At 70.0% G+C, this 23,728-nt stretch carries 21 protein-coding genes; 11 read left to right on the forward strand and 10 right to left on the reverse strand.

All coding sequences use genetic code 11. The features are described 5' to 3' along the window. Positions 1-16 precede the first annotated feature (16 nt). The gene (locus FHS29_RS20705) at positions 17-487 is read right to left on the reverse strand and encodes a MarR family winged helix-turn-helix transcriptional regulator (protein ID WP_246440614.1); all 471 of its coding nucleotides are present in this window, start codon (positions 485-487) and stop codon (positions 17-19) included. Between the two features lie 104 nt (positions 488-591). On the opposite strand from FHS29_RS20705, the gene FHS29_RS20710 reads away from it, so the two are divergent. The 9 genes from FHS29_RS20710 (at position 592) to FHS29_RS20750 (ending at position 11,728) form a co-directional block, all read left to right on the forward strand. Then, positions 592-1,203, forward strand: a complete 612-nt coding sequence (locus tag FHS29_RS20710) for an FMN-dependent NADH-azoreductase (protein WP_184692822.1) — start codon at positions 592-594, stop codon at positions 1,201-1,203. A gap of 63 nt (positions 1,204-1,266) precedes the next feature. Further along, positions 1,267-2,256 (forward strand): tetratricopeptide repeat protein, encoded by a 990-nt coding sequence (locus FHS29_RS20715; RefSeq protein ID WP_184692824.1) that lies wholly within the window; start codon positions 1,267-1,269, stop codon positions 2,254-2,256. A gap of 26 nt (positions 2,257-2,282) precedes the next feature. Beyond that, a complete protein-coding gene (locus FHS29_RS20720) occupies positions 2,283-2,606 on the forward strand; it encodes a hypothetical protein (protein WP_184692826.1) in 324 nt (107 codons plus the stop codon). A 36-nt stretch (positions 2,607-2,642) separates the two neighbouring features. Continuing rightward, positions 2,643-4,805, forward strand: coding sequence for a protein translocase subunit SecD (secD, locus tag FHS29_RS20725; RefSeq protein WP_184692828.1), 2,163 nt, complete (start codon positions 2,643-2,645; stop codon positions 4,803-4,805). Continuing rightward, the gene (locus FHS29_RS20730) at positions 4,802-5,971 is read left to right on the forward strand and encodes a cation:proton antiporter (RefSeq protein ID WP_184692830.1); all 1,170 of its coding nucleotides are present in this window, start codon (positions 4,802-4,804) and stop codon (positions 5,969-5,971) included. The genes secD and FHS29_RS20730 overlap by 4 nt, the downstream gene beginning before the upstream one ends. Positions 5,972-7,251: 1,280 nt before the next feature. Then, positions 7,252-9,075, forward strand: coding sequence for a hypothetical protein (locus FHS29_RS20735; protein ID WP_184692832.1), 1,824 nt, complete (start codon positions 7,252-7,254; stop codon positions 9,073-9,075). 361 nt (positions 9,076-9,436) lie between these two features. Continuing rightward, the gene (locus FHS29_RS20740) at positions 9,437-9,601 is read left to right on the forward strand and encodes a hypothetical protein (protein WP_184692834.1); all 165 of its coding nucleotides are present in this window, start codon (positions 9,437-9,439) and stop codon (positions 9,599-9,601) included. Between the two features lie 198 nt (positions 9,602-9,799). Further along, complete coding sequence (locus FHS29_RS20745) at positions 9,800-9,973, forward strand: hypothetical protein (protein ID WP_184692836.1); 174 nt, start codon at positions 9,800-9,802, stop codon at positions 9,971-9,973. A gap of 561 nt (positions 9,974-10,534) precedes the next feature. Further along, positions 10,535-11,728 carry a lactate 2-monooxygenase gene (locus FHS29_RS20750; RefSeq protein WP_184692838.1) on the forward strand — a complete coding sequence of 398 codons (1,194 nt, stop codon included), beginning with the start codon at positions 10,535-10,537 and terminating at the stop codon, positions 11,726-11,728. On the opposite strand, the gene FHS29_RS20755 is transcribed toward FHS29_RS20750, so the two are convergent. Genes FHS29_RS20755 through FHS29_RS20770 form a run of 4 tightly spaced genes read right to left on the reverse strand, consistent with a single transcriptional unit; the run spans position 11,670 to position 14,873 of the window. After that, positions 11,670-12,491 (reverse strand): ESX secretion-associated protein EspG, encoded by an 822-nt coding sequence (locus tag FHS29_RS20755; RefSeq protein WP_184692840.1) that lies wholly within the window; start codon positions 12,489-12,491, stop codon positions 11,670-11,672. The two genes, FHS29_RS20750 and FHS29_RS20755, sit on opposite strands and share 59 nt — an antisense overlap. Before the next feature lie 8 nt (positions 12,492-12,499). After that, positions 12,500-13,864: a hypothetical protein gene (locus FHS29_RS20760; RefSeq protein ID WP_184692842.1), complete on the reverse strand. Its 1,365-nt coding sequence runs from the start codon at positions 13,862-13,864 to the stop codon at positions 12,500-12,502. Between the two features lie 3 nt (positions 13,865-13,867). Continuing rightward, complete coding sequence (locus FHS29_RS20765) at positions 13,868-14,464, reverse strand: DUF3558 domain-containing protein (RefSeq protein ID WP_184692844.1); 597 nt, start codon at positions 14,462-14,464, stop codon at positions 13,868-13,870. A gap of 4 nt (positions 14,465-14,468) precedes the next feature. Further along, positions 14,469-14,873, reverse strand: coding sequence for a hypothetical protein (locus FHS29_RS20770; protein ID WP_184692846.1), 405 nt, complete (start codon positions 14,871-14,873; stop codon positions 14,469-14,471). A 143-nt stretch (positions 14,874-15,016) separates the two neighbouring features. Here FHS29_RS20770 and FHS29_RS20775 point away from each other — a divergent pair, with 143 nt between their 5' ends. Next, on the forward strand, positions 15,017-15,880 hold the full coding sequence (locus FHS29_RS20775; protein ID WP_184692848.1) for a prenyltransferase/squalene oxidase repeat-containing protein: 864 nt from the start codon (positions 15,017-15,019) through the stop codon (positions 15,878-15,880). Here the strand turns inward: FHS29_RS20775 and FHS29_RS20780 are convergent. From FHS29_RS20780 to FHS29_RS20790, 3 genes are read right to left on the reverse strand one after another with little or no spacing between them, the layout of a single operon-like run. Further along, a complete protein-coding gene (locus FHS29_RS20780) occupies positions 15,862-16,539 on the reverse strand; it encodes an AraC family transcriptional regulator (protein ID WP_184692850.1) in 678 nt (225 codons plus the stop codon). The genes FHS29_RS20775 and FHS29_RS20780 overlap by 19 nt on opposite strands. Further along, positions 16,536-16,724 carry a hypothetical protein gene (locus FHS29_RS20785; RefSeq protein ID WP_184692852.1) on the reverse strand — a complete coding sequence of 63 codons (189 nt, stop codon included), beginning with the start codon at positions 16,722-16,724 and terminating at the stop codon, positions 16,536-16,538. Before FHS29_RS20785 ends, FHS29_RS20780 begins: the two co-directional genes overlap by 4 nt. 52 nt (positions 16,725-16,776) lie before the next feature. After that, positions 16,777-18,447: a bifunctional 3'-5' exonuclease/DNA polymerase gene (locus tag FHS29_RS20790; RefSeq protein ID WP_184692854.1), complete on the reverse strand. Its 1,671-nt coding sequence runs from the start codon at positions 18,445-18,447 to the stop codon at positions 16,777-16,779. Positions 18,448-18,533: 86 nt separating this feature from the next. Here FHS29_RS20790 and FHS29_RS38205 point away from each other — a divergent pair, with 86 nt between their 5' ends. Further along, on the forward strand, positions 18,534-21,059 hold the full coding sequence (locus FHS29_RS38205) for a tetratricopeptide repeat protein (protein ID WP_184692856.1): 2,526 nt from the start codon (positions 18,534-18,536) through the stop codon (positions 21,057-21,059). Here FHS29_RS38205 and FHS29_RS20800 read toward each other — a convergent pair. Both FHS29_RS20800 and pruA read right to left on the reverse strand, forming a co-directional pair. After that, complete coding sequence (locus FHS29_RS20800; RefSeq protein WP_184692858.1) at positions 21,046-21,969, reverse strand: proline dehydrogenase family protein; 924 nt, start codon at positions 21,967-21,969, stop codon at positions 21,046-21,048. The two genes, FHS29_RS38205 and FHS29_RS20800, sit on opposite strands and share 14 nt — an antisense overlap. A 2-nt stretch (positions 21,970-21,971) precedes the next feature. Next, the gene (pruA, locus tag FHS29_RS20805; protein WP_184692860.1) at positions 21,972-23,597 is read right to left on the reverse strand and encodes an L-glutamate gamma-semialdehyde dehydrogenase; all 1,626 of its coding nucleotides are present in this window, start codon (positions 23,595-23,597) and stop codon (positions 21,972-21,974) included. Positions 23,598-23,728: the final 131 nt, after the last annotated feature.

Here is a 23,728-nt window from a genome sequence, read left to right on the forward strand (position 1 = left end):
TGATCCCCACCTCGACCTAGATGCACGACCCGCTGTCCGACCCGGAGTCGGACACGATCAACCGCTGCAACAACGCCCGCAGCGTGTGCACGTCAGCAGGCTCCAACCCGGCCGTGAAAGCGCTCTCCACTTCGACGTGGAGCTTCTCGACCTCGGCCTGCACGGCCCGACCCCGTTCGGTGATCGCGGGCACCCGCACCCGCCGATCGGTCGGATCCGGCTTCCGGACGATCAGCTCCGCCCGTTCCAACCGGTCCAGCTCGGCCGTCAGCGTCGTCTTGTCCAGCCCCAGCGCCTGCCCGAGCGCGAGCTGCGTCCGCCGGCACTCCTCACTCGCCAACGCCGTCAGCACGAGCTGCCCGCGCGTGGTGATGCCGTGCCGCCCCGCCGCCTCCTGCGCCACCGAACCGAGCTTCTGCGCAGCCCTGTGCAGCAGCCAGTTCAGTCCGGACCGGCTCACGCAGCCGGGGACGACGGGGGCGTTCATGACGCTCATCATACGCCGACGGCGAACTGTTCTCGCCTAAGAACATCTTGACTAAGAACAACAGGGAGCATACCTTCTCAATCAAGAACTTCCGAGGAGGAACAATGTTGCTGCACATCGACTCCAGCCCGCGCACCCAGGGTTCGGTCACCCGCGAGGTGACCGCCGCCTTCGCTGCGGCGTGGCGGGAGGCGCATCCGAATGCCGGTTACACGTACCGGGACCTGTCCGCCGAACCGCTGCCCCACGTGGACGGCGAGGTCGTGGCAGCCCGGGAGGGCGTCGACCGGCACGAGCTGGAACAGCGGCTGAAAGGCGAGCTCAGGGCCGCCGACACGATCCTGATCGGCGCTCCCATGTACAACTTCTCGGTGCCGTCGAGCCTGAAGGCCTGGCTGGACTGGGTCCTCGTGCCGGAGTTCTTCGTGGACCAGGAGACCGGCGTTGGTGCACTCACCGACAAGCGCGTGGTGGTGGTGACGGCCCGGGGCGGCTCCTACGCGCCCGGCACCCCGCGCCACGGCTTCGACTTCCAGGAGCCCTACCTCCGCGCGGTCTTCGCCATGGTCGGCCTGGACCGCGACCTGGAGTTCGTGCACGCCGAACTGACCCTGGCCCACGCGAGGCCGCAGCTGGCCCAGTTCCGCGAGCTGGCCGACGCATCCCGCGCGGACGCCCACCGGGTGGTCCGCGAGCTGGCCGCACAATCCCGCTGATCACCCGATGGGGGAGGGCCCGGGACGCTGTCACACTTGTCGGCGAAGTCCCGGGAGGTGTGGATGTCCGAGCCGATCGCCGCCGTCGCGGTTCGTGCGGCGGAACTCACGGCTCGGGGGTTCCCGCGCGAGGCGATCGACCTGCTGCGGCCCGCCCTCGCGGCGAACCCGCTGTACGCGGAGGCCTGGTGCCGGCTGGCCGCGGCGCACCTGGACGTCGGCGAGCCCGACCCGGCGCTGAGCGCGGCCAAGCGGGCGCTCGTCCTGGACGGGGACCACGCCTGGGCGCAACGGCTGGCGGCCCTCGCGCTCAGCGAACTCGGCCGGCACACCGAAGCGGTGGTGGCGGCACGGGAGTGCGTGCGACGCAAGCCCGGTGACTGGCGGTGCCGGGTCGTGCTGGCCGAGGTGCTCGCGGCCGCGCCGGACACCCGGCGGGAAGCGGTGGACGAGGGCAGGGAGGCGACGCGGCTGGCGCCCGGCGAGGCGCGGGCGTACCAGGTCCTCGGGGACGCGGCGCTGCGGATCCGGGACTGGGGCACCGCCGAGTGGGCCTACCGCAACGCGTTGAAGCTCGATCCGGTGGACGACGACGTCCGCGCCAACCTGGCCACCGTGCGGCGGAAGCGCGGCGCCTCACCCGCGCCGCCGACCGGGGACGCGCTGACCGCCGCGCACGCCATGGCCTGGCCCGCGCTGTCCCGGCTGGCGGTGCTGCTCGTCACGGGCGGGCTGCTCCTGCTGCTGGCCGGGCTGCCCAGTCCCACCCCGTTGCTCGGCTGGTTCTCCGCGCTGCTGGTGGCCGCGGTCGGCCTCGTGCTGCTCCGACTGCTCGTCCGGGCCCGGCGCGGCGTCCGGCGGGCGCTGCTCGTGCTGCCCCGGTACCGTCCCCGGGTGGCCGCCGCCACGACGATGTTCGGGCTGTCCACCGGCATCCTCGCCGGCTGGACGGTCGCGCTCTTCCTCGGCGGCACCACGATGCAGCCCCTGGTCATCGCCTGGCTGTGCGCGGTGCTCGGCGGATCCGTCGTCGTGCTGGGTGGCGGCCGCTAACCTGGAACGCGGAGAGGAGGGGCCACGTGACGCGACTGCTGATGATCCTGGCGTTGGTCGCCGGGTTCGTCGTCGCCGGCCCCGCCCACCAGCACCCGGTCGAACTCGTCTCCGTGGCCGCCACCGTCGACGCGGCGCACCTGCCCGGCACGGCCACCCGCGTCACGGCCCACCCGGTCCAGCAGCAGGGGCACCTCGGGCAGCCCCTGGACGGCGTGCAGCCACCCGTCCACGTCACGCCCGAGCCCCGGCCGGCCACCGACGTCGTCGACCCGACCCACCGCACCCCCGAGCGCACCGGCCAGGCCCCGCTCGGCGAACGCGCGCCACCGCAGACCTCCGGCAGCTGAACCCAGTTCACCCCCGACCCCGGAGGTCACCCCGTCATGCCGCGCCCACCCGCGCGGCGAGAACTCCTCGTCCGAGGGCTGTTGTCCCTCGGCGTGCTCGCCGCGTCCGCGTTCATCCTGCTCACCAGCCAGCCGCGCCTAGGTCTCGACCTGCGCGGCGGCACCCAGATCGTGCTGGAAACCCCGTCCGAGGCCACCGCCGACAACACCGACCGCGCCATGGAGGTGCTGCGCCGGCGGGTCGACGAGCTGGGCGTGGCCGAACCCGTGCTGGCCCGCTCCGGCGACCACCGCATCGTGGTCGAGCTGCCCGGCGTGCAGGACCCGGCCGAAGCCATCGACGTGCTCGGCCGCACCGCCCAGCTCGCCGTCCAACCCGTCACCGGACCGGGTGACACACCGACCACCGAAGGGGACTCGGTGGCGCTCGGCCCGGTGGTGATGACCGGTGACGGGATCAAGGGCGCGCAGGCCTCGCCCAACCAGACCGGCGCGGGCTGGCAGGTCAACGTCGACTTCCAGGGCGACGCGCCGTCCACCTGGCAGCGGGTCACCGGGCAGGCGGCCTGCTTCGCGCCCGGCGACCCGCAGCGGCGGGTGGCGTTCGTGCTGGACGGCAGGATCGTGTCCGCACCGCAGGTCGACCCGTCGGTGCCGTGCCGGACCGGGATGGTCGGCTCCGGCACGCAGATCACCGGCAAGTTCGCCAAGGCCGAAGCCGAGGAGTTGGCGCTGGTCATCCGGTCCGGCGCGCTGCCGGTGCCGGTGGAGGTCGTCGAGCAGCGGACGGTCGGCCCGACGCTCGGCGCGGAGGCCATCGAGGCGAGCAGCCGGGCCGCGATCATCGGCGTCGCGCTGACCGGGTTGTTCCTGATCTTCGTCTACCGGTTCGCCGGACTGGTCGCGGTGCTCGCGCTGGCCGGGTACGCCGCCCTGTCGTACGCGGCGCTGCTGGCCGTCGGGGCGACGCTGACGTTGCCGGGCCTCGCCGGGTTCGTGCTGGCGATCGGTATGGCGGTGGACGCGAACGTGCTGGTCTTCGAGCGGGCACGCGAGGAGTACGCCCGGCGCAAACGCTTGCCCCGCTCGGTGCAGCAGGGCTTCAAGGGCGCGTTCAGCGCGGTCGCGGACTCGAACGTGACCACCCTGCTCGCGGCGGGCCTGCTGTTCTGGCTGGCCACCGGACCCGTGAAGGGGTTCGGCGTCACGCTGTCCATCGGTGTGCTGGCGTCGCTGTTCAGCGCGCTGGTGCTCAGCCGCGTGCTGTTGCAGCTGGCCATGCCGTTGCTGGAACGCCGTCCCCGGTGGAGCGGCCTGCACGACCTCGGCCGCGTCCGGACCTGGCTCACCAACCGCGGGTTCCGGCTGTTCCAACGGCCCAGGCGGTGGTTGCTCACCGCGGCGGTCGTGCTGCTCGTGGCGTTGTCCGGGCTGTTCGTGCGCGGCCTGGAACTGGGTGTCGAGTTCACCGGCGGCCGGATGATCGACTACACCGCGTCCACAGTGGACGCGGGCCGGGTCCGGGCCGAACTCGCCGCGGCGGGCTTCACCGACGCCGTGGTGGCCACCTCGGGCGAGACCGGGATCTCCGTGCGCACCGGCCCGATCGACGAAGCCGCGTCGGCCCGCGTCGGTGCCGCCGTGGATCGGGCGACCGGCGGCGCGCAGCAGGTCGGCAACGAGCTGATCGGCCCCAGCCTGGGCTCCGAGCTGCGGCGCAACGCGTTGATCGCGTTGGCCATCGCGGTCGCCGCGCAGCTCGCGTACCTGGCGGTGCGGTTCGACTGGCGGCTCGGCCTGGCCACGGTGACCGCCCTGGCCGCCGACGTGGTGGTGCTGGTCGGGGCGTTCGCGTGGCTGGGCAAGACCGCCGACGGGGTGTTCCTGGCGGCCCTGCTGACCGTCATCGGCTACTCGGTCAACGACTCGGTGGTGGTGTTCGACCGGGTGCGCGAACTGCGTCGGTCGCGGCGCACCGAACCGTTCTCCGGGGTGGTCGGCGCGGCCGTGCTGCAAACCGTGCCGCGGACCGTGAACACCGGTATCGGCGTGCTGTTCGTGCTGGCGGCGCTGCTGGTGCTGGGTGACGGGTCGCTCGCCGACGTCGCCACCGCGCTGCTGATCGGAGTCGTCGCAGGTACCGTCTCGACCGTCCTGACCGCGGCACCGGTGGCGATCGCGTTGGAGGGTCGACGATGAACACGGGACACGCGCTGCTCGCGGTGGGCGGGGCTTTCCTCGCGGCCGGCATCATCGGGCGCGCGGGTGTCCGGATAGGACTGCCCACCATCCCGCTGTTCATGGTGGCGGGCATCGTTTTCGGCCCCAACACGCCCGGACTGTCGCTTGTGGACGACCCGGGTGAGATGAGCGTGCTGGCCGGGCTCGGCCTGGTGTTCCTGCTGTTCTACCTGGGCCTGGAGTTCTCGGTGGACGACCTGGTGTCGGGCGGGCGCAAGCTCGCCCTGGCCGGCACCGGATACCTGCTGCTCAACATCGGCGGCGGGCTGGCGTTCGGGTTCATCCTCGGCTGGGGCACCCGCGAGGCGCTGGTGATCGCGGGCGCGATCGGCATCTCGTCGTCCGCGATCGTGACGAAGCTGCTGGTCGAGGCGTCCCGGTTGAGGAGACCCGAGTCCCGGCTGGTGATGGGCATCATCGTGATCGAGGACGTGTTCCTCGCCCTGTACCTGGCCGTGCTGCAACCGGTGCTGGGTGGCACGTCCGGCGTGCGGGCGCTGCTGGACTTCGGCAAGGCGTTCCTGTTCCTGCTGGTCCTGGCGGCGGTCGCGCGCTGGGGCGGCCGGGTGGTGACCAAGCTGTTCCAGTCGGCCGACGACGAGCTGCTGGTGGTGTGCTTCGTCGGCGTCGCGGTGACCGGTGCGGCGGTGGCGCACGAGCTGGGCGTTTCCGACGCGATCGGCGCGTTCATGGTCGGTGCGGTGCTCGGCGGTTCCGGGGTCGCGCCTCGCGTGCACAAACTTGTGCTGCCGCTGCGGGACGCGTTCGGGGCGTTGTTCTTCTTCATCTTCGGGTTGAGCATCGACCCGAACGCCGTCGGTGGCGTGGTGGTGCCCGTGTTGGCGGCGGCGGTCGTGACGATCGTGTTGAACCTGGGTGCCGGGTTGTACGCGGCGAAGCTGCACTCGTTCGACCGGCAGCAGGCCGTGGACATCGGGCTGACCGTGCTGACCCGGGGCGAGTTCTCGCTGGTGCTGGCGGCCATGGCGGTGACGGCGGGCCTGGACTCGCGGGTCGCGCCGTTCGTCGCCGGGTACGTGCTGCTGCTGGCCGTGATCGGACCGTTGGCGGTGCTGCGTTCGGACAAGCTGACGTGGCTGCTGCCGAAGCGGCTGTTCGCGTAGGGAGCGTCCCGGTGGAGAGGCGGACGCGGGAGGAGGAGCGGCGGCGGGTGCTTGCGGCCGGGGCCGGGCAGGTCGAGCATGATCGGCGGACGTGACGGCCGCTGTGGACGGTGAGGGCACATGACGGGGTTCGCCGGGTACCAGAACGAGATCTTCTGAGGCTGCTCGACGCGACTAGTCCTATTGGGACGCTGGAGACGTCCGACCTGTGGGAACTGTCTCGTTAGTTCTCGGCGGTTCTTGCGACCGCCCGACGTTGTATGGCCTGGTGACGGCCTAAAAGTTGATCACCACACGGGCGCTGCCCTCGATGCGAACAACGCGTCAGGGACAGCGCCCGCCGTGCATCGTGGGCCTGGCGCTCATCGCTGGCGGCCTTCTCGATGGCAAGGCTGCGCAGCCGTCGCGGCAGCCGATCGCCGTGCCAGCCCGACAAGCCTTGTGACCGCGCGATCGTCCGACCGGTGTCGCTCCGGAGCCGCTTGTGGTTGAGCCTCAAGTGCTAGTGCGGTGCGCACCGCTTCCCGGCCGCGTGCACCGACTCTGCGCACGGCCGACGGGCGGAGCGAAGCGGGAGCCCGGCGTGCCGTGGTGCGGGGAGTCGGTGCCAACGTGCTCCGGACATGCCGCGCGCTCGCATGCGGCGTGCCTTGATTCCGTAGAGCCCATTCGGCAGCTCAAGCCATAGTGCAACGGAACGTAGTGGACACACTGCGCGGAGTCCCGTACGTGCACTGCTCCCGTCACCCATTAGGAGTAGTTGTAACGTAAAGCTACCGTTGACGGATTGAACCTGAAAGAGTGAATCCGAGTCCGGCACCTGCAGCGATCCGGGCGTGCAACATATGTGCATGAGGGAGCCTGAGATGATCAGTTCGGAGCGGTTCGCTTTCGCTCTGCAGCACATCGACTCTACGCAATGGCGACCCTTTGAGCGTTTGGCTTCAGCCTTTTTAGCAGATGAGTTTCCGGACCTTCGGCCTGTTAGCGGACTATCAGGGGATGGGGGTGCCGATGCGCTGCTATTCCGAGTTGAAGATGATCCCACGACGATTATTCAGTACTCGGTCCGGAGTGATTTTTCAGCTAAGATAAGGCAAACCTGTACGAGGATCAAGGAGACTTTCCCGGACGTACGAGTGCTTGTATACGTTACGAATCAGCCGCTTGACTCAAAGAGTGTCGAGCTGAGGCGAAATGCTAGAACAAAGTTCGGTATACACCTTGATCCGAGGGGCCTTGACTGGCTCGTAAGCGTACGCAATTCGAACACGGCCACCATGGCGGAAGCTGAGGAGTTGGCCAAGCTTGTGGTCGAACCTATCCTCGCTGATTCCGGCTTGATCGAAAGGCAAGCGCAGGCTCTCGACGACCTGGAAGTAAAGGCGGCGTTTGTATACCTCGGCCTGCAATGGGCCGACGATACACGCGAAAAGGGGCTTACAAAGGTTTGCTTCGAAGCGATAGTTCGATCGGTTCTGCGGGACACAACGAGCGAGAACCGGATGACTCGCCATCAAGTATACGATTTGGTGAGTCAATTGCTTCCGGGGCATCATGTCCGTAGTCTGAGAGAGCAGGTAGACGGAGCACTCAAGAGACTGAATAAAGTTTATATTCGGCACTGGCAGCATGTGGACGAATTCTGCCTCACGTGGGATGAGCGAGTTAGGCTCGCAAATCGACTAATCGATCTAACAGCGCAAGATGACGTCTTGCGCAGTCATCTACGAGAATCGCTTTATATCTCGGCCTCAGAGGCTGAGATAGAGCTTGAGTCCGGTCAGTTGGAGGGATTGGTTGACGAATGTCGGTCGATGGTGGAAGAAATTCTGCTGAACCGAGGAGAAGCCTTCGCTGTTGCCGTGTCCCGCGATCAAGGGGCGGATGTCCGTCCCGCTGATATTGAGGCTGTCGTCAATAATGTGATCGTTAAGTCAGGCAATCAGCCCGCACTTCCCGTTCATGTGATCGCCGCGACGCTGCAAGCGCTGCTGGTCGCACCACCAGAAGACGTTCGTTCGTTCCTGCGCAGCCTAGCCGATACCTACACTCTTTTCTCGTTCATGCGGGAGACGCCGGATGTCCAGTCGGCTGTAGTCAAGATTTTTTCCGAAGGTGACATTTGGCTGGATACCTCGGTCGTTCTCCCCATACTTGCCGAGGAACTCCTGGAACCTCCGGAAAGATCGCATACCGAGTTGTTTTCAGCGGCTATAGAATGTGGTTTGAGTCTCTATGTATCAGATGGGGTAGTCGAAGAACTAACTACACACGTCCGTCGCTGCAAGGCGTATCTTCGGGCCATTTCGGCAGAGGGTGCTCAAGGTTCGCCTCCTTTCCTTCTTAACGCTCACAGGTTGGCAGGAAAGGATGATGCGGAGTTTGAAAGTTGGCTCGAGAACTTCTGCGGAAGGGATCCGGAGGCCGATATGGTCGAGTATCTGGAGGATGAGCATCACATAGAGAATGCGCCGCTGACTGAATACGTCAATCGAGCGCCTCTCGAAATCCGTGCGGCGGTAGCCGAGGTGTGGCATGAAAACAGGGATCATAAAGAGAAGAAGCGAGCTATGCTTGGCCTTCCTCCCATGGCTCCGACAACCAAGGATCGACTTATCAATCACGATGTCGAGAACTATGTCGGCATAATCGTTCGGCGCGAAGAGCGTGGCGAGCGTCGATCGGCTTTTGGCTACAAAAGTTGGTGGTTGACTCTGGATAGAACGGCATTTCGCATGAATTCGAAGATTGCTGATATGATTGACGGTAAGCCTCCTGCAAGTCCTGCCATCAGCCCCGATTTCATGCTCAACTATCTCGCCATTGGGCCGGTACGGAGTCGACTTTCGAAGAAGAGGGGTGATTCACTACCACTTATGCTGAACATGTCTGTGCTCGATGCCGTGCCTCCGGACCTGCTGGCGCTAGCGGAAGATCTCCGCGAGAAACTAGCGGACCTTTCACCACGGATTGTCCGGCGTAAAATCCGGGAAACTTTGGAGGATGCGCGACTCCTGCTGGGGCCCACGGGGCGGGGCGGAGAAGTGGCCTTGACAAACGAGGTGAAAGCCAAGCTGATCGCCATGGCGCGAGAAAGGTAGTGCAAGTAATGTTTCGCGCGGACGGTGCTGCCCGGTATGCGATATCTGTGATGATTAAAGATTTGCTTGGACGAGCGCCAGTAGCTTGTCGGCTTTCTTGGCGTAGCCGCAATCGTGCAAGTTGAGGCTGTTGTGTGTTTTCCACCATTGCTTCTATGGCCAGTGCTCCTGATTCGCGCTATGAGAACACCTGCCGCGATGGTTGCCACCACGAGGCGCTGTATTGGGCGAAGCGCGAGCGTGCCATTGCTGAGAGGGGGAGTCGGATGAGCGTTGATCAGGCTGTGGAGCGGACTCGTCGTCGTTCCAATGGGTTCGAGGGTCTGGGCCGTGTGGTGCGGGAGGGTTGCCGTTGGAGCGGTTGTCCGACGCTGGGTACACGCCGCTGATGTTCGAGGCGGTGATGCGCCAACTCGTCGGATACCTGCACGAGGAGTGGTCGTTGCGGTCGTTGGCGCGGTCGACGCGGATGCCGTACACGGCGGGGCGCCACATCTGCCGTGACCTTGTTGAGCGGGGCATGTGATCGTGCGAGAGGGACCGCAGTCCGGTGCGGGTCGTCCTGCCCATTTGCACCGGCTGTCGCCGGAAGGGCTTGTCTACTGGGGCGGCCCAGCAGTGGCGCATGACTGGCTGCGTGACGCGAACTTGTGGCGTGATCCCCGGCTGATGCCGGTGATGGGGGTCGCGTCGGTCGGCTAAGGACCGGACGCGGGATGAGGCGGTGGGCTACTCGTTCCTAGTGCTGTACCGGGTGGCGGACGCGCTGGTGCTGGTGCCGTCGCGTAAGTGGAGCATCACCGACCTGGTGACGGCGGCGGGCTCGGACGCGGAGATGGTGCGTCTGGCCTGTCTCGACTTGGTCGCGGCCGGACATGTCTTGGCGCACGAGTGGTGAGAAGAAGGCGGGAGGGAGCGTGCGGAGACGCGGTTCACGATCTCGCTCTCCGGGTTGGTGGCCCGGTTGCCCTAGATGCTCGACCCGCTCGATTACTAATCAACCGGTGGTATCGGCGGGCATCGAATGCGGTGGTGTCCGCCCACATCGGTAGTGACATCTGAACCGGAGACGGTCTCGCTGATCTTGGATGATAAGGACGGCAAGCCGGTCAGGCTGGACGGGTTCGACCGGTACGTGTGGACACCTGCTCTCGAACGGGCGAAGGTGGCGCGGGTTCTCAGGCAGTACGAGATACACGCCCTGCGGCACTTCTACGCCTCCGTGCTGCTGGACGCGGGGGAGTCGATCAGGCGCTCGCGGAGTGGCTGGGGCACTCCGCCCGGCCTTCGATGCGCGTCTACACGCACCTCCTGCCCTCCAGCAGTGATCGCACCCGAAAGGCGGTCGATCGTCTGCTTGCGGGCGACACGGACGAGGCAGAGCATGATCCGCAGACCGACGACGCGGACGGTTCCGCAGACGGCCTGTAGACGGCCTGAGCGAGGGATGAGGGGCATAGTGACTGGTCAGTTCGCTGCCTACCAGAACGAGATCTACCTGCAAGGGCTGGCCGGGAACGTGCCGCCGTTCACCACCGATCCCGGGAAGCTCGAAGAGTCCGCCCGCCAACGCCTCGGACCCGGCCCCTTCTGGTACGTGGCGGGTGCCGCCGGTTCCGGGGCCACCGCGCGGGCCAATCGGGAGGCGTTCGACGGCTGGCGGATCGTGCCGCGGATGCTCACCGACGCCACCACGCGGCACCTCGGGGTGTCCTTGCTGGGCACCGACCTGCCCGCACCCGTGCTGCTCGCGCCGCTGGGCGTGCAGTCGATCCTGCACCCCGACGGGGAACTCGCCACGGCACGGGCGGCGGCGGAGTTGGGTGTGCCGTTCGTGCTGTCCACCGCTTCCTCGCACACGATCGAGGACGTCGCGGAAGCCGCCGGGGACGCGGCGCGGTGGTTCCAGCTGTACTGGCCGAACGACCCGGACGTGTGCGCGAGCATCCTGGACCGGGCGCGCAAGGCCGGGTACCGGGTCCTCGTCGTCACGCTCGACACGTGGACGCTGGCGTGGCGGCCGCACGACCTGGACCAGGCTTACCTGCCGTTCCTGCGCGGCGTCGGGACGGCCATCCCGTTCTCCGACCCGGCGTTCCGCGCCGGGCTGGCCGCCGCGCCCGAGGACGACCTGCCGATGGCCATCCTGCGGTGGGTGCAGCTGTTCACCGGCACCGACAAGTCCTGGGACCGGCTGTCGTTCCTGCGCGAGCACTGGGACGGGCCGATCGTGCTCAAGGGCATCCAGCACGTGGAGGACGCGCGCAAGGCCGTCGACGCCGGGGTGCAGGGCATCGTCGTGTCCAACCACGGCGGGCGGCAGGTGGACGGGGCCGTCGGGTCGCTGGACGTGCTGCCGGACATCGCCGACGCGGTGGGGGAGCAGGTGGCGGTGCTGTTCGACTCCGGCATCCGGACCGGCGCGGACATCGTGAAGGCGCTCGCGCTGGGTGCGAAGGCGGTGCTGGTCGGACGTCCGTTCGCCTACGGGCTCGCCCACGGCGGGCAGCAGGGCGTGCGGCACGTGCTGCGCGGCCTGCTCGCCGACTTCGACCTCACCCTCGGCCTGTCCGGGCACCGCAGCCCGGCCGAGCTCAACCGCGAGGCGCTGCGTCCGCGCCGAGCCGGCGCAGGCGGTCCTGGAGGGTGGTGAAGTCGGCGGGCTGCACGGTGATCCACGGCGTCCCGTCGCCGCCCTTCGACTTCGCCGACAGGTAGCGGCCGGTGACGGTGTCGAAGAACGTCAGCGGGTCGGCGCACCGGTGCTTGCGCCCGAACCGGTCACGGCGGGCGGCGAACAGCTGCCCGCCGCCGGTGCGCTTCTCGGCCAGCAGCTTGCGGACCAGCTGCACCTCGGTGACGTGCGCGCCGGTCGGCCTGCTGGCCTGGAGGAACGACCGTTCGTCGTCCTCGTTGAACCGGACGCGCTGCGGCTTGTCGTTCATCGCGTCGGCGGGCAGCGACAGCACACCGCCCCGCCCCGGCCTCGCCTCCGGCAGCGCCGACACCAGCGACTGGACCGCGTCCTCCGCCCGCACCGGCTCCAGCACGAAGTGCTTGTCCGTCCGCAGCACGACCCGCAGCGCGTCGTCACCCGACACCGCCACCAGCGCGGTGCGCATGTCTTCGTCACCCTGGTTGAAGAAGGCGTAGTACTCGGTGCCCGCGTCCGCGACCAGCCGCAGCGACCGCCCGAGGTCGGCGTGCACCTGCCGGCCGCGCGCCAGGCCGAGCCGCTCCAACTCGGCCCAGGCGGTGCGCTCCAGGTCCGCCAACCCGCTCACGTCGCCCTCGGCGAGGCGGTCCTCGTCGAAGTCGACCCGGGTCAGCAGCGCGTTGTGCAGCGTCGGCAGACCCGCGGCCTGCCAAGCGGTGTAGAGCGCGACGACCGGGATCGCCACCTTGGTGCGCAGCACGGTGCCCCCTACTCGCCGATGACCGGCGGGGCGACCATCGTGCCGTCGCCGAAGATGTCCTCGGTCTCCTGGAGGTACGACGCGGCCTTGTGCTCCTTGTCCTCGTCCCCCTGCCCTTGACCGGCGCCCGCGCCCATGCCGCCGGCGGCCATGCCACCCGCGGCACCACGACCGGCCGCGCCGGCACCACCGGGTCCGAACCCGCCGCCGCTGCCGCCGGGCCCGAAGCCCCGCTCACCGGCACCGGGCAGCACACCCGACGTGCCGCCGGGCCCGAAGCCGCCGGGTCCGGGCATGCCGCCCATGCCGGGCAGGCGCCCGCCCATCCCGCCGGAGCCGCCGCCACCGCGTCCGCCGCCGCCTGTACCACCGCCGCCCGGGCCGCCACCGGGGCCGCCGCCAGGACCGCCACCGGGGATCCGCACGGGCGGTCGGTTGTTCGGGTTGTTGGGGTTGCGCGGGTGGTTGGGGTTGCGGGGATCGTTCGGGTTTCGCGGGTCGTAGGGCAGCCGCGGGTCGAACGGGGGGAACCTCGGGTCGTTCGGGGGGAACCTCGGATCGACCGTGCGTGGCGGGTCGACGTGCGGCGGCGGCAACGGCCGTTCCGGCACGTCCGCCCAGGACTTCTTCGTGTTGCCGCCGTCGTCACTGCCCGGCGGTGGGGTGGGCGGCGGGACCGTCGGTTCGCCCCACGACTTCCCGGTGCCGTCCTTGCCCGTGCCGGACTTGTCGGTGCCGTCCTTGCCGTCGCCGGTCTCGTCGTGGCCTTCCCACTCCTTGGGGCGCGGGATCGGCGGCTCGCTCTCCTCCTCGATGCTCCCGTCGATCTGGCCGGGGGACTGGAAGGTGGGCATGCCCGCGCTGGCGTCGTTCGCGGCGGTGCCGTACGTGCTCAGCACCTGCATGTTCCGGCTGTTGACCTCTTGGCTCTTCTCGACCGCGTCGTCGTAGTCGGTGTCCCACGGGACCACGCCGTTGTACCAAGGCTTGTCCGGCACGTCGACGGGCTTCTCGACCGAGTCACGGGCCAGCCGGAACGACTCGCTGATCATGCCCGTGTTGGTCGACGCGACGGACGCGCTCACCGCTGCGGCGTCGGACCAGCTGGCCAGCGGACTGGTGGACGACCGTGCCTGGTCGCCGGCCGCGCCCTCCCAGGACGCCCCGGAGTCCTGCACCGCCTTGTTGATCAGGTAGGCGATGTCGACGTGCGTCCGGTCGACCTCGTCCCACACCTCTTGGCTGTTGTCGGTGGTCCGTTCGGGACCGGGGCCGTCCTTGAACCAGCCGTAGATCTTGTCCGCGCCGATGCCGAGCCCCAGCAGTGCGAAGCCCACGTAATCGGTTCCCGCGTTCGCTCCGGGAGGAGTCATGACCTACCCCTTCAAGGTCCCGGCGACCGTGGTCGCGACCTGCTCGACGGTGCTGCACGGCTTGCCGGGGTTGAGCTTGTCGTTCTTCGCGATCGTCCCCTGGACCAGGACGGAGGTCTTGTCGGAGGCGCGCATCACCGCGTTGCAGCTCTTCGAGCCGTCCGTGCTGTCGAAGACGGCGGCCGGAATCCCGGCGATCTCCTTCTTGTCGAAGATCGGGAACTTCGCCTTGCCTTCGGCCATGAGTTCGTCGAAAGGCTTGCCCTTGGTGGAGAAGACGACCTTGAACGTCGAGTTCTCCAACACGTCCTTGCCCTGGTAGGTACAGCCGGGGCCGGTCTCGGACTCCGCGGCTTTGGCTTCACGGATCGTGCTCACCGCGGCGATCTGCTCGGGTGTGAGGATCGCGCACGGGGCGGCGACGAACTTGCCGATGTCAAGGTCCGGTCCACCGCTGGACGCGGAACTGCTCGTCGTCGCAGTGGCCGAGGTGCCGGTGGTCGGGGCTGCCGTCGGGTTGCCGCCCTCGGGCGATGTGCAACTCGCGAGCGTGACGGAGAAAACGCCGGCGACGAGGATGGTCCGGAACGTGCGGTTCAAGGATTCAGCCCTTCGGCTTCAGTGCGTCGCCCGCGGCCGAGTCGGTCTGCTGGTACTCGGCCAGTGCTTTCTGGATGTTCTCGATGGTCGTCTCGAGCGCCCGCTGAGCCTGTTGGTTGGCCCAGGAGTACCCGCCTGGCGCGTTGCCGGCCGTCCGTTGGATGGCATCGTTCGCGACTGCGCTGTACACGTCCTGGCCGGGCGCCCCGTGCAGGCGGATCTCGGCGGCGAGGGTATCCGTCTCGATCAGCTTCTCCAGCGCCTCTTTCAGACCGTCGATCAGCCGCTGGGCCTCGCTCGGGTCGACGGCGAACCTGGTCTGCGTCGCCACGTAACCCGCACCGGGTCCGCGGGCGACCGTGTCCGCCACGAAACCGAGCTTTCTGCCCCCGTCACCAGCATCGAACATCGCTCGCGCTCCCCTCACGCCAACCGCGCGATCAATGATGACACAGCGCTTCCGGCCCGTCCGGGAGTTCGGTGGGGTTGCTCCTGGTGGGGGATGTCCGATTCGTTCAAGACCGGTAAGGGGCGGCGGCCTACCGTGGGGTCATGATCGAAGCAGCCAGGTCTTTCCTGTGGCACAACGCGCGTGTGCTGGAGCAGCGGAGGTTCGCGCGTCTGTTCGACGGTGGGCCGGGGGAGCCCGTCGTCACGGCGGTCGCCGCCTACCGGAACGACGACGGTGGGTTCGGGCACGCGTTGGAGCCCGACGGGCGGGGGCCGTCCAGCCAGCCGTTGCACACTTACACGGCGTTGAACGTGTGCCACGAGGTCGGGGACGACCGGTTCGTGGCGGGGGCGGCGGACTTCTTCGGCTCGGTGGCGAACGCGGACGGTGGGTTGCCGAACTGCCTGGAGACGGCGCGGGACCACCCTCGTGCGCCGTGGTGGCCGGTCTCAGAGGGCAGCGACCTGTTGATGACGGGGTTGGCGGCGAGCGTGCTGCACAAGTACGGGGTCGAGCACGATTGGCTGGCGAAGGCCACGGAGTTCTGCTGGCAGCGCATCGACTCGATGACCGAGTCGCACCCGTACGAGGTGGCGGCGAGTGTCGAGTTCCTCGATGCGGTGCCGGACCGGGCGCGGGCGGAGCAGGCGGCCGAGCGGCTCGGGGTGCTGGTGCGGGAACGGGGGCTGGTGGATCTCGGCGAGGGGCGGGCACCGGTCGGGTATGCGGCGGGTGAGACGCACAAGCCCTACCACTACGCGTCGACGCCGGACAGCTTCGCACGGCGGTGGTTCAGCGACGACGAGATCGCGATCGACCTGGACCGGTTGGAGAAGGGGCAGCAGGAGGACGGTGGGTGGACGTTCCCGTGGCCCGCGTGGACTCCGGTGACGACCTACGAGTGGCGGCCCATCGTCACCATCGAGGCGTTGCGGGCGTTGCGCGCCTACGGCCGGATCAGCTGACCCAGCGGGACGCCGGCCAGGTCCTTCACCTCGCGGGACAGGTGGGCCTGGTCGGCGTAGCCGGTGCGGTGGGCGATGTCCGCGAACGGCGCGCCGGTCCACGCCAGCTTCATCGCGCGGTCGAAGCGGAGGACGCGGTGCAAAACCTTGGGGCCGTAGCCGAACGCGTCCAGGCTGCGGCGGTGCAGTTGGCGGGTGCTCAGGCCCAGGTCTTCGGCGAGTGCCGTGACGGAGGACATGTGCACGGACCGGGCGATGACGGTCGCCACCGGGTCGGGTGGGGCGGCGCGCAGCCGGTCCTGTGCGACGGACGCGAGCACCTCGCACGGGTCGTCCGCGCCGGCCAGGGCGTCTTCCAAGGCGGCGGAACGGCCCCAGAGCTCGGCCAGCGGCACGCGCAGGTCGCGCAGCGCGTGCGCCGGGACGCCCAGCACGGACGGGCCCACACCGGGGCCGAAGCGCACGCCGAAAATCTCGCCCGGACCCACCGTGGTCACGTGCCCGACGGTGTCCGGACCGGCGACGAAGAGCGTGCCGGTGGACGACCAGATGAGGTCCGTGCAGCCGTCCGGCACCACCCGGCCGACGGTGGGCGTGGACGACGATCGCTGCCAGACGCAGTCCAGCCCGGCGGCGGGGCGTTCGACGTAGGTGTTCACGGTCGGACCCGGGTTGCCACGGCTATGCCGGGGTCGAGCCGCACTTCGGCCTCATCGCGCGGACGCCACACACCGCCGCCGCACGTGTCGTAGTCGCCCGCGTCTTCGGTGGCGCGGGCTTCGCGCACCGCTGCGTTGCCCGCGAGATCGGTGACGGGCGTGGTCCGGATGGCAACCACCTGCACGGAAACCACCCTAACCGCGCATGGTGGGCTCGGCTCGGGGCATGGGGAAGGGCTACTTCGCGTCGGCGTAGCTGTCCACCGGTACGGCTTTGAGGGGGAAGCGGACCGGGGTGTCGGGGAAGACGAGTCGGGAGGCTTCCGCGCCCGCGGCGGTCACCTCGTCGCACACCGCGTCCGCCAGCTCGGCCGGGCAGTGGACCAGGACCTCGTCGTGTTGGAAGAACACCAGGTGCGCACCCGGCGCCGACTGGTGCAGCCGGCGGCGCAAAGCGCCCAGCAGGGCGGCGGTCCAGTCGGCCGCGCTCGCCTGGACGACGAAGTTGCGGGTGAAGCGGCCCCAGTCGCGGGCGGCCCGCCGGGACTGGCGGGCGGCGTCCTCGCCCTCGTCCGCGTTGCCGGTCAGCTCGCGCCACGCGTCCGACGGGGGCGGGCTGGTCCGGCCCAGTCTGGAGCGCACCATCCGCCCCTGCTCACCCGCGGCCGCGGCGGCCTCCACGTAGCCGGCCGCCTCGGGGAAGCGGCGTCTCAGCACGGCCAGCAGGGGCCCGGCCTCGCCGCTGGTGCCGCCGTACATCGCGGACAGCATGGCGATCTTCGCCCGGCCCCGGTCGCCGTCGAACGCGTCCGCCGCCAGGGTCGTGTACAGGTCGTCGTCGCCCGCCACCTCGGCCAGCCGGTGGTCGCCGGACAGCGCCGCCAGCACGCGCGGCTCCAACTGCGCCGCGTCCGCCGCCACCAGCCGCCAGCCCGGATCGGCCCGCACGGCACGTCTGAGGGTGCGCGGGATCTGCAACGCGGCCCCGCCGCGGGTCGCCCAACGCCCGGACACCACGCCGCCCACCACGTAGTCCGGTCTGAACCGGCCGCCGGACACCCACTGGTCCAGCCACGTCCAGCCGTGCGCCACCCACAGCCGGGCCAGTTCCTTGTACTCCAGCAGCGGCGCCACGGCCGGGTGGTCGACGTCCCTCAGCACCCACGCCCGCGCCGACGGGACGTCGATGCCCTCCCGGCCGAACGCGCGCACGATGCCCGACGGGTTGTCCGGGTTGACCGGACGCCCGCCGAACGCCGCCGTGATCCGGTCCACCAGGTCCGCCAGCTTGGCCGGTCTCGCCCCGTTCACCGGTTTCGGGCCCAGCATCTCCAGCAGCAGGCCCTCGTGCACGTCCTCGCGCCACGGCAGCCCGTGGTGCGTCATCTCGGCGGCGGCCAGGGCGCTGGCCGACTCGGCGGCGAACAGCAACCGCAGCCGGTCGGCGTGCCCGAGGCCGGCGACCGTGCGCTGCTGTTCGGCGTGCACGGCGACGACCGCCTCCAACGGGTCCGCGTCGCCGGGGAGGGGTTCGCGCTCCGGCTCGAACAGGGTCGGCTGGGTGTCGCGCTTGCGCGGGCCGTGGTCCACCGGCACGGGTAGCCCGCGCAGCCTCGCCACCGCCGCGCCCAGGCCCCGCGGCTCGCGGTGCCTGCCCTGGTGGGCCAGCAGCAGCGACTCGACGTGGAACAGGTCCAGGCAGCGCTCCACGCGCACCCCGCGAGCCAGCAGCGCGGGGTAGACCTCGGCCGTCGAAGGCCACAGCCAGCGCGGTCGGGAAGCCTCCAGCCCGGCCACCGCCGCCGCCAGGTCGGCCGTCTCGACCACCGGTCCCTCGGGCACGCCGGTGTCGGAGAGCCGCCGGAGGCGACCGGCGTTCTCCGCGTCCGGGACCACGGCGACGAGCATGGTTCGCATTGTGCCCTGGGGGTACGACGATCCGGGCCTGGCAGGGACACCCATTCGTGGCACGGGGCCAACGGCAGGATGTGCGCGTGCATCGGATTCTGTCGCCCGGCGAGCTGTTGGACCCACGGCACGCGGTCGTGCCCTTCCACGGCCGGGTCCGGGAGCTGGCGGCGCTGGCCCGGTGGCGCGACCGGGGCGACAGGTCGTCCGTGCTGCTGCTGCACGGCCCGTCGGGGATCGGCAAGACCCGGCTCGCGCACCACTTCGCCGACGACGCGGTCCGGGTGGTGGACGACGCCGACCTGCTGCCGTGGCACGAGCTGCTCGACCTGCTCCGCGAGTCGACGGCGGATCGCGCCAGGGTGCTGCTGGTGGCCCGGCGCACGGGCTGGTGGTGGTCGGCGGTGCGGCAGCGGGCGGCGGACCTCGACTACAGCGCCGCCGAGCTGGAGCCGGCCGCACGGCCCGCCGAGCACGGCATGTCGTTCGCCTCCGCCTGCGCCCACTTCGCCGACGCCCTCGGGCTGCCGCGGCCGACCACACCGCCGCCGCCCGCCGACACGGTCCACGACCTGCACCTGGCCGCGCTCGCCGCGGTGCACGGCTCGCCCTCCGACGACCCGGTTGAGCTGGTGCGCTGGCTGGCCGATGTCGACCAGGCCCCGCCGACCAGGGGGCGGCTCGCCGAGGACGTGCTGGCGGTGACCCTGCTGGACGACCGGATCGAGCCCGAACGCACCCGGGACGCCCTGGACACCCTGCTCAGGGCGGCCGAGCGGTGGCCGCACGCCCTGCGCCGCGCGGAAGACCTGTTCACCGCGCACCCGGAGCTGGCGGGGGTCGCCACCGCGTCGAGCCTCACCGTCCTCGCCGGGAGACCCGCACCGGCCAGGGCGATCGCCCGGCACGTGTTCAACGATCCCCGCTTCCACTGCGACGCCCTGCCCGCGGTGCTCACCCGGACCCTCCTGCACGACTGCACGGGCGGGAAGTCCGAACTGGCCGAGCTGCACGGGATGCTGGCCGCACGCGCCGCGCTCGCGGCACTGCGCGAGGAGGCCCTGGAAGCCGCCCGCAACGAGGTCGCGCTCTACCGGGAGCTGGTCGACCAGGACCCGGCCGAGTACCGTCCGGCGCTCGCGGACGCCCTGGCGGACCTGGGTCTGCGGCTGATCGCGGTGAAGCGCGACGAGGAGTCGCTGGCGGCGTCCGAGGAAGCCGTGCTGCTGTGCCGGATGATCGCGGAGGACGACGACGACTGCAAGCCGCAACTCGCCGCCGCGCTGGACCAGCTGGGCCTGCGCTACGCCGCGCTGGGCCGCCGGGAGGAGGCGCTGACCGCGACCGACCGGGCGTTCCGGCTCTACCACGAGCTGTCCGAGCACAACCCGGCGCTGTTCCGGCTGGACCACGCCAAGGTCGCGCACCACCTCGCGGTGCGGCTGTTCGACGTGGAACGCCGGGACGAGGCCGCGCACGCCGCCGAGTCGGCCGTCGTGCGGTGGAGGGCCGTGGCGGACGCGGATCCGCGTTACGAAGCCGAGTTCGCGCGCACGCTGGCGTCGATCGCGTCGCTGCTGTCCGCGTTCGGGCAGCGCGAGGAGGCCTCGGTGGTCGTGCGCGAGTCGATCGACGTGCTGCGCCGGCTGGCCGCGGCGAACCCGCGTGACTTCGAGCCGGAACTGGCTGCCGCACTGGGGAACCTGAGCACGGTGCTGTGCCGCCTGGAACGCCCGTCCGAGGCGCTGGCGGCGTCCGAGGAGTCGGTGCTGGTGTGGCGGCGGGTGGCGCGGGACGGCGACCCGCAGGCGGTCGGCGAGCTGGCCGCCGCGCTGGGGGAGCAGGTGGACGGGCCCGCCTCCCAGGACGGCGAGTACCTGCCGGCCCGGCTGGCGGTGGCGGAGGAGGCCGTGGAACTGCTGCGCCCCTTGGCGACCCGGTTCCCGGTCGGTCACCACGTGGAGTTCGCCGTCGCACAGGCGAGGCTGGCGCGGTTGCTGCTGCGCGCGGGCCACGAGTACGGGGCGTGGCGGATCGTGGACGAAGTGCTGTCCGTCGAACGGCGGCTGCCGCACCGGGTCCTGCTGTCACACGGCGGAAAGCTGGCGTCCGCGCTGCAACTCCTCGCCACCGCGCTGGTCGCCGCGGAGCAGGAGGAACGGGCGCTGCGGTTGGCCGAGCAGGTCGCCGGGATCTGGCGGGACCTGTTGGGGCACCACCGGGGCGCGCCGATGGCGTACGCGACGGCCGTGCACCGGACCGCCGTGCTGATGCGCGCGGTGGACCACCCGGAGACGCTGACCCGCGCGCGGCTGGCCGTGCTGGTGTGGCACCTGACCCGGACGCCGGACGAACTGGCGGACGAGCCCGGCTACGCCGACACGCTCTCCCTCTACGCCAGGGTGTGCGCCGGGATCCAGCTCGGCCTGGACCAGGCGTTGCTGCTGGCGCACGAGGCGGTCATGGTGCTGCGGGCGGCCAAGGCGGCGCCGGACCACTTCGCCCGCGCTGTGGAGGCGGTGGACGAAGTGGTCCGGGCGCACCCCGACCCGCAGGCGGCGCGCGCCCGGGCCCAGGCGTTGGTCGCCCGCGACTGGCCTAGTTCCTGGTGATCAGCGACCGCAGGAAGAAGGCCACGTTCGCCGGGCGCTCGGCCAGCCGCCGCATGAAGTAGCCGTACCACTCGTCGCCGTACGGGAGGTAGACGCGCATCCGGTTGCCCGCGGCGGCGATCCGGCGCTGCTCCTCGGGACGGATCCCGTACAGCATCTGGAACTCGTAGCTGTCCTTCGAGCGGCCGGACGCCAGGTCCGTCGCGATCGCGATCAGCCGGGGGTCGTGCGACGCCACCATCGGGTAGCCCTCACCCGCCATCAGGACCTTCAGGCAGCGCACGTACGACAGGTCGACGTCCGCCTTGTCCTGGAACGCGACCGAAGCGGGCTCCTGGTAGGCGCCCTTGCACAGCCGGACCCGCGACCCGGCGTGCGCCAGGTCCCGGCAGTCCTGCTCGGTGCGCTTCAGGTACGCCTGGAGCACCGCGCCCACCCACGGGAAGTCCACCCGCAACTCGCGCAGGATGCCCAGCGTCGAGTCGGTGGTGGTGTGGTCCTCCATGTCCAGGGTGACCGTGGTGCCGACGACGCCCGCCGCCGCGCAGATCCGCCGCGCGTTCTCCAGGGCGATCTTCTCGCCGTCCACGGGCAGGAACTGGCCCACCGCGGACAGCTTCACGGACACCTCGGCCCGGTCGGCGTAGCCCGCGATCTCCAGCCGGCGCAGCAGTTCCAGGTACGCGTCTACGGTGGCGTTGGCCTGCGACGCGTCCTGGGTGTCCTCGCCGAGGTGGTCGAGCGTGACGAGGCGGCCGTCGGCCAGCACCTCGCCGGTGGTGGCGATCGCCGCGTCGACGTCGTCACCGGAGACGAAGCGCTTGACGACCGGTCGGGTCAGCGGTGTGCGTTCGACGAGCCCGCGGATGGCCCCGGACCGCGAGGCGGCGAGCAGTGTGGAGCGGAGCATGGTCACCCCTGGTGCGGGTAGCGGTAGGAGGTCGGAGCCACGAACGTCTCCTTGATGGACCGGGGGCTCACCCAACGCAGCAGGTTGTGCACCGAGCCGGCCTTGTCGTTGGTGCCGGAGGCGCGCCCGCCGCCGAACGGCTGCTGGCCGACGACCGCGCCGGTGGGCTTGTCGTTGACGTAGAAGTTGCCCGCGGCGAACCGGAGCTCTTCCTGGGCGTGCGCGATGGCGGCGCGGTCCTGGGCGATGATCGCGCCGGTCAGCGCGTACGGGGCGGCGCTCTCCATCTGCTTGAGCACGGTGTCGTAGTCGGCGTCGTCGAAGACGTGCACCGCGAGCACCGGGCCGAAGTACTCGGTGGTGAACACCTCGTGCTCGGGGTCGCTGCCCAGCAGCACGGTCGGGCGCACGAAGAAGCCCTCGGAGTCGTCGGCCGTGCCGCCGGCCGCGATCTCCAGCCGGGAGTCCGACCTGGCGGCCTCCAGCACGCCGGACAGCTTGTCGAACGAGCGCCGGTCGATGACCGCGCCCAGGAAGTTCGAGAAGTCGGTGACGTCACCCATGGTCAGCGACTCGACGTCGGCGATGAAGTCGTCCTTCACCCGGTTCCACACCGAGCGCGGGATGTACGCGCGGGACGCGGCCGAGCACTTCTGGCCCTGGTACTCGAACGCGCCCCGGACCAGGGCGGTGCGCAGCACGTCGACGTCCGCCGACGGGTGCGCCAGGACGAAGTCCTTGCCGCCGGTCTCGCCGACGATCCGGGGGTACGAGCGGTAGCCGGAGATGTTCGCGCCGACCTCGCCCCACAGGTGCTGGAAGGTCCGGGTGGACCCGGTGAAGTGGATGCCCGCCAGGTCGGGGTGCCGCAACGCCACCTCGGACACGGCCAGGCCGTCACCGGGCAGCAGGTTGATCACGCCCGGCGGCATGCCGGCCTCTTCCAGCAGCCGCATGGTGAGGTGCGCGGCGAAGCTCTGCGTGGGCGACGGCTTCCACAGCACCACGTTGCCCATCAGCGCCGGGGCGGTGGGCAGGTTGCCCGCGATCGCGGTGAAGTTGAACGGCGTGATCGCGTAGACGAAGCCCTCCAGCGGGCGGTGGTCGGTGCGGTTCCACACGCCGGGGGAGGACTGCGGCTGCTCGGCGGTCAGCTGCCGGCCGAACGCCACGTTGAACCGCCAGAAGTCGATCAGCTCGCACGCGGCGTCGATCTCGGCCTGGATCGCGGTCTTGGACTGGCCGAGCATGGTGGCCGCGTTGAGCGTCTGCCGCCACGGGCCGGCCAGCAGGTCGGCGGCCTTGAGCAGGATCGCGGCGCGGTCGTCGAAGGACAGCGCGCGCCACGCCGGAGCGGCCTGCCGGGCGGCCTCGACGGCGTCCGCGGCGTCCTGCCGGGTGGCGCCGTGCAGGGTGCCCAGGACGGCGCGGTGGTTGTGCGGCTGGACGACGTCGAAGCGCTCGCCACCGCCGACCCGCTGCTCGCCGCCGATGGTCAGGGTCAGTTCGGCGGGCTCCTTGGCCAGCTCGGCCAGCTTCGCCTGCAGCTGCGCGCGCTCCGGGGTGCCGGGGGCGTAGCTGAGGACCGGCTCGTTCACCGGCGCGGGGGCCCTGGTCACGGCATCCACAAGCAGCTCCTTCGCCAGACGGTTGTGTCCCCTCACGGTAGGACTACCGAGCGTGCACACCGTTGTCCTGCCGTCTAGGCTTGCGGCCCCGTCGTTGTACGGGCGGACAAAGGTGCGGCCGGTCGGCTGCC

The sequence above is a fragment of the Saccharothrix tamanrassetensis genome, assembly GCF_014203665.1.
GTDB lineage: Bacteria > Actinomycetota > Actinomycetes > Mycobacteriales > Pseudonocardiaceae > Actinosynnema > Actinosynnema tamanrassetense.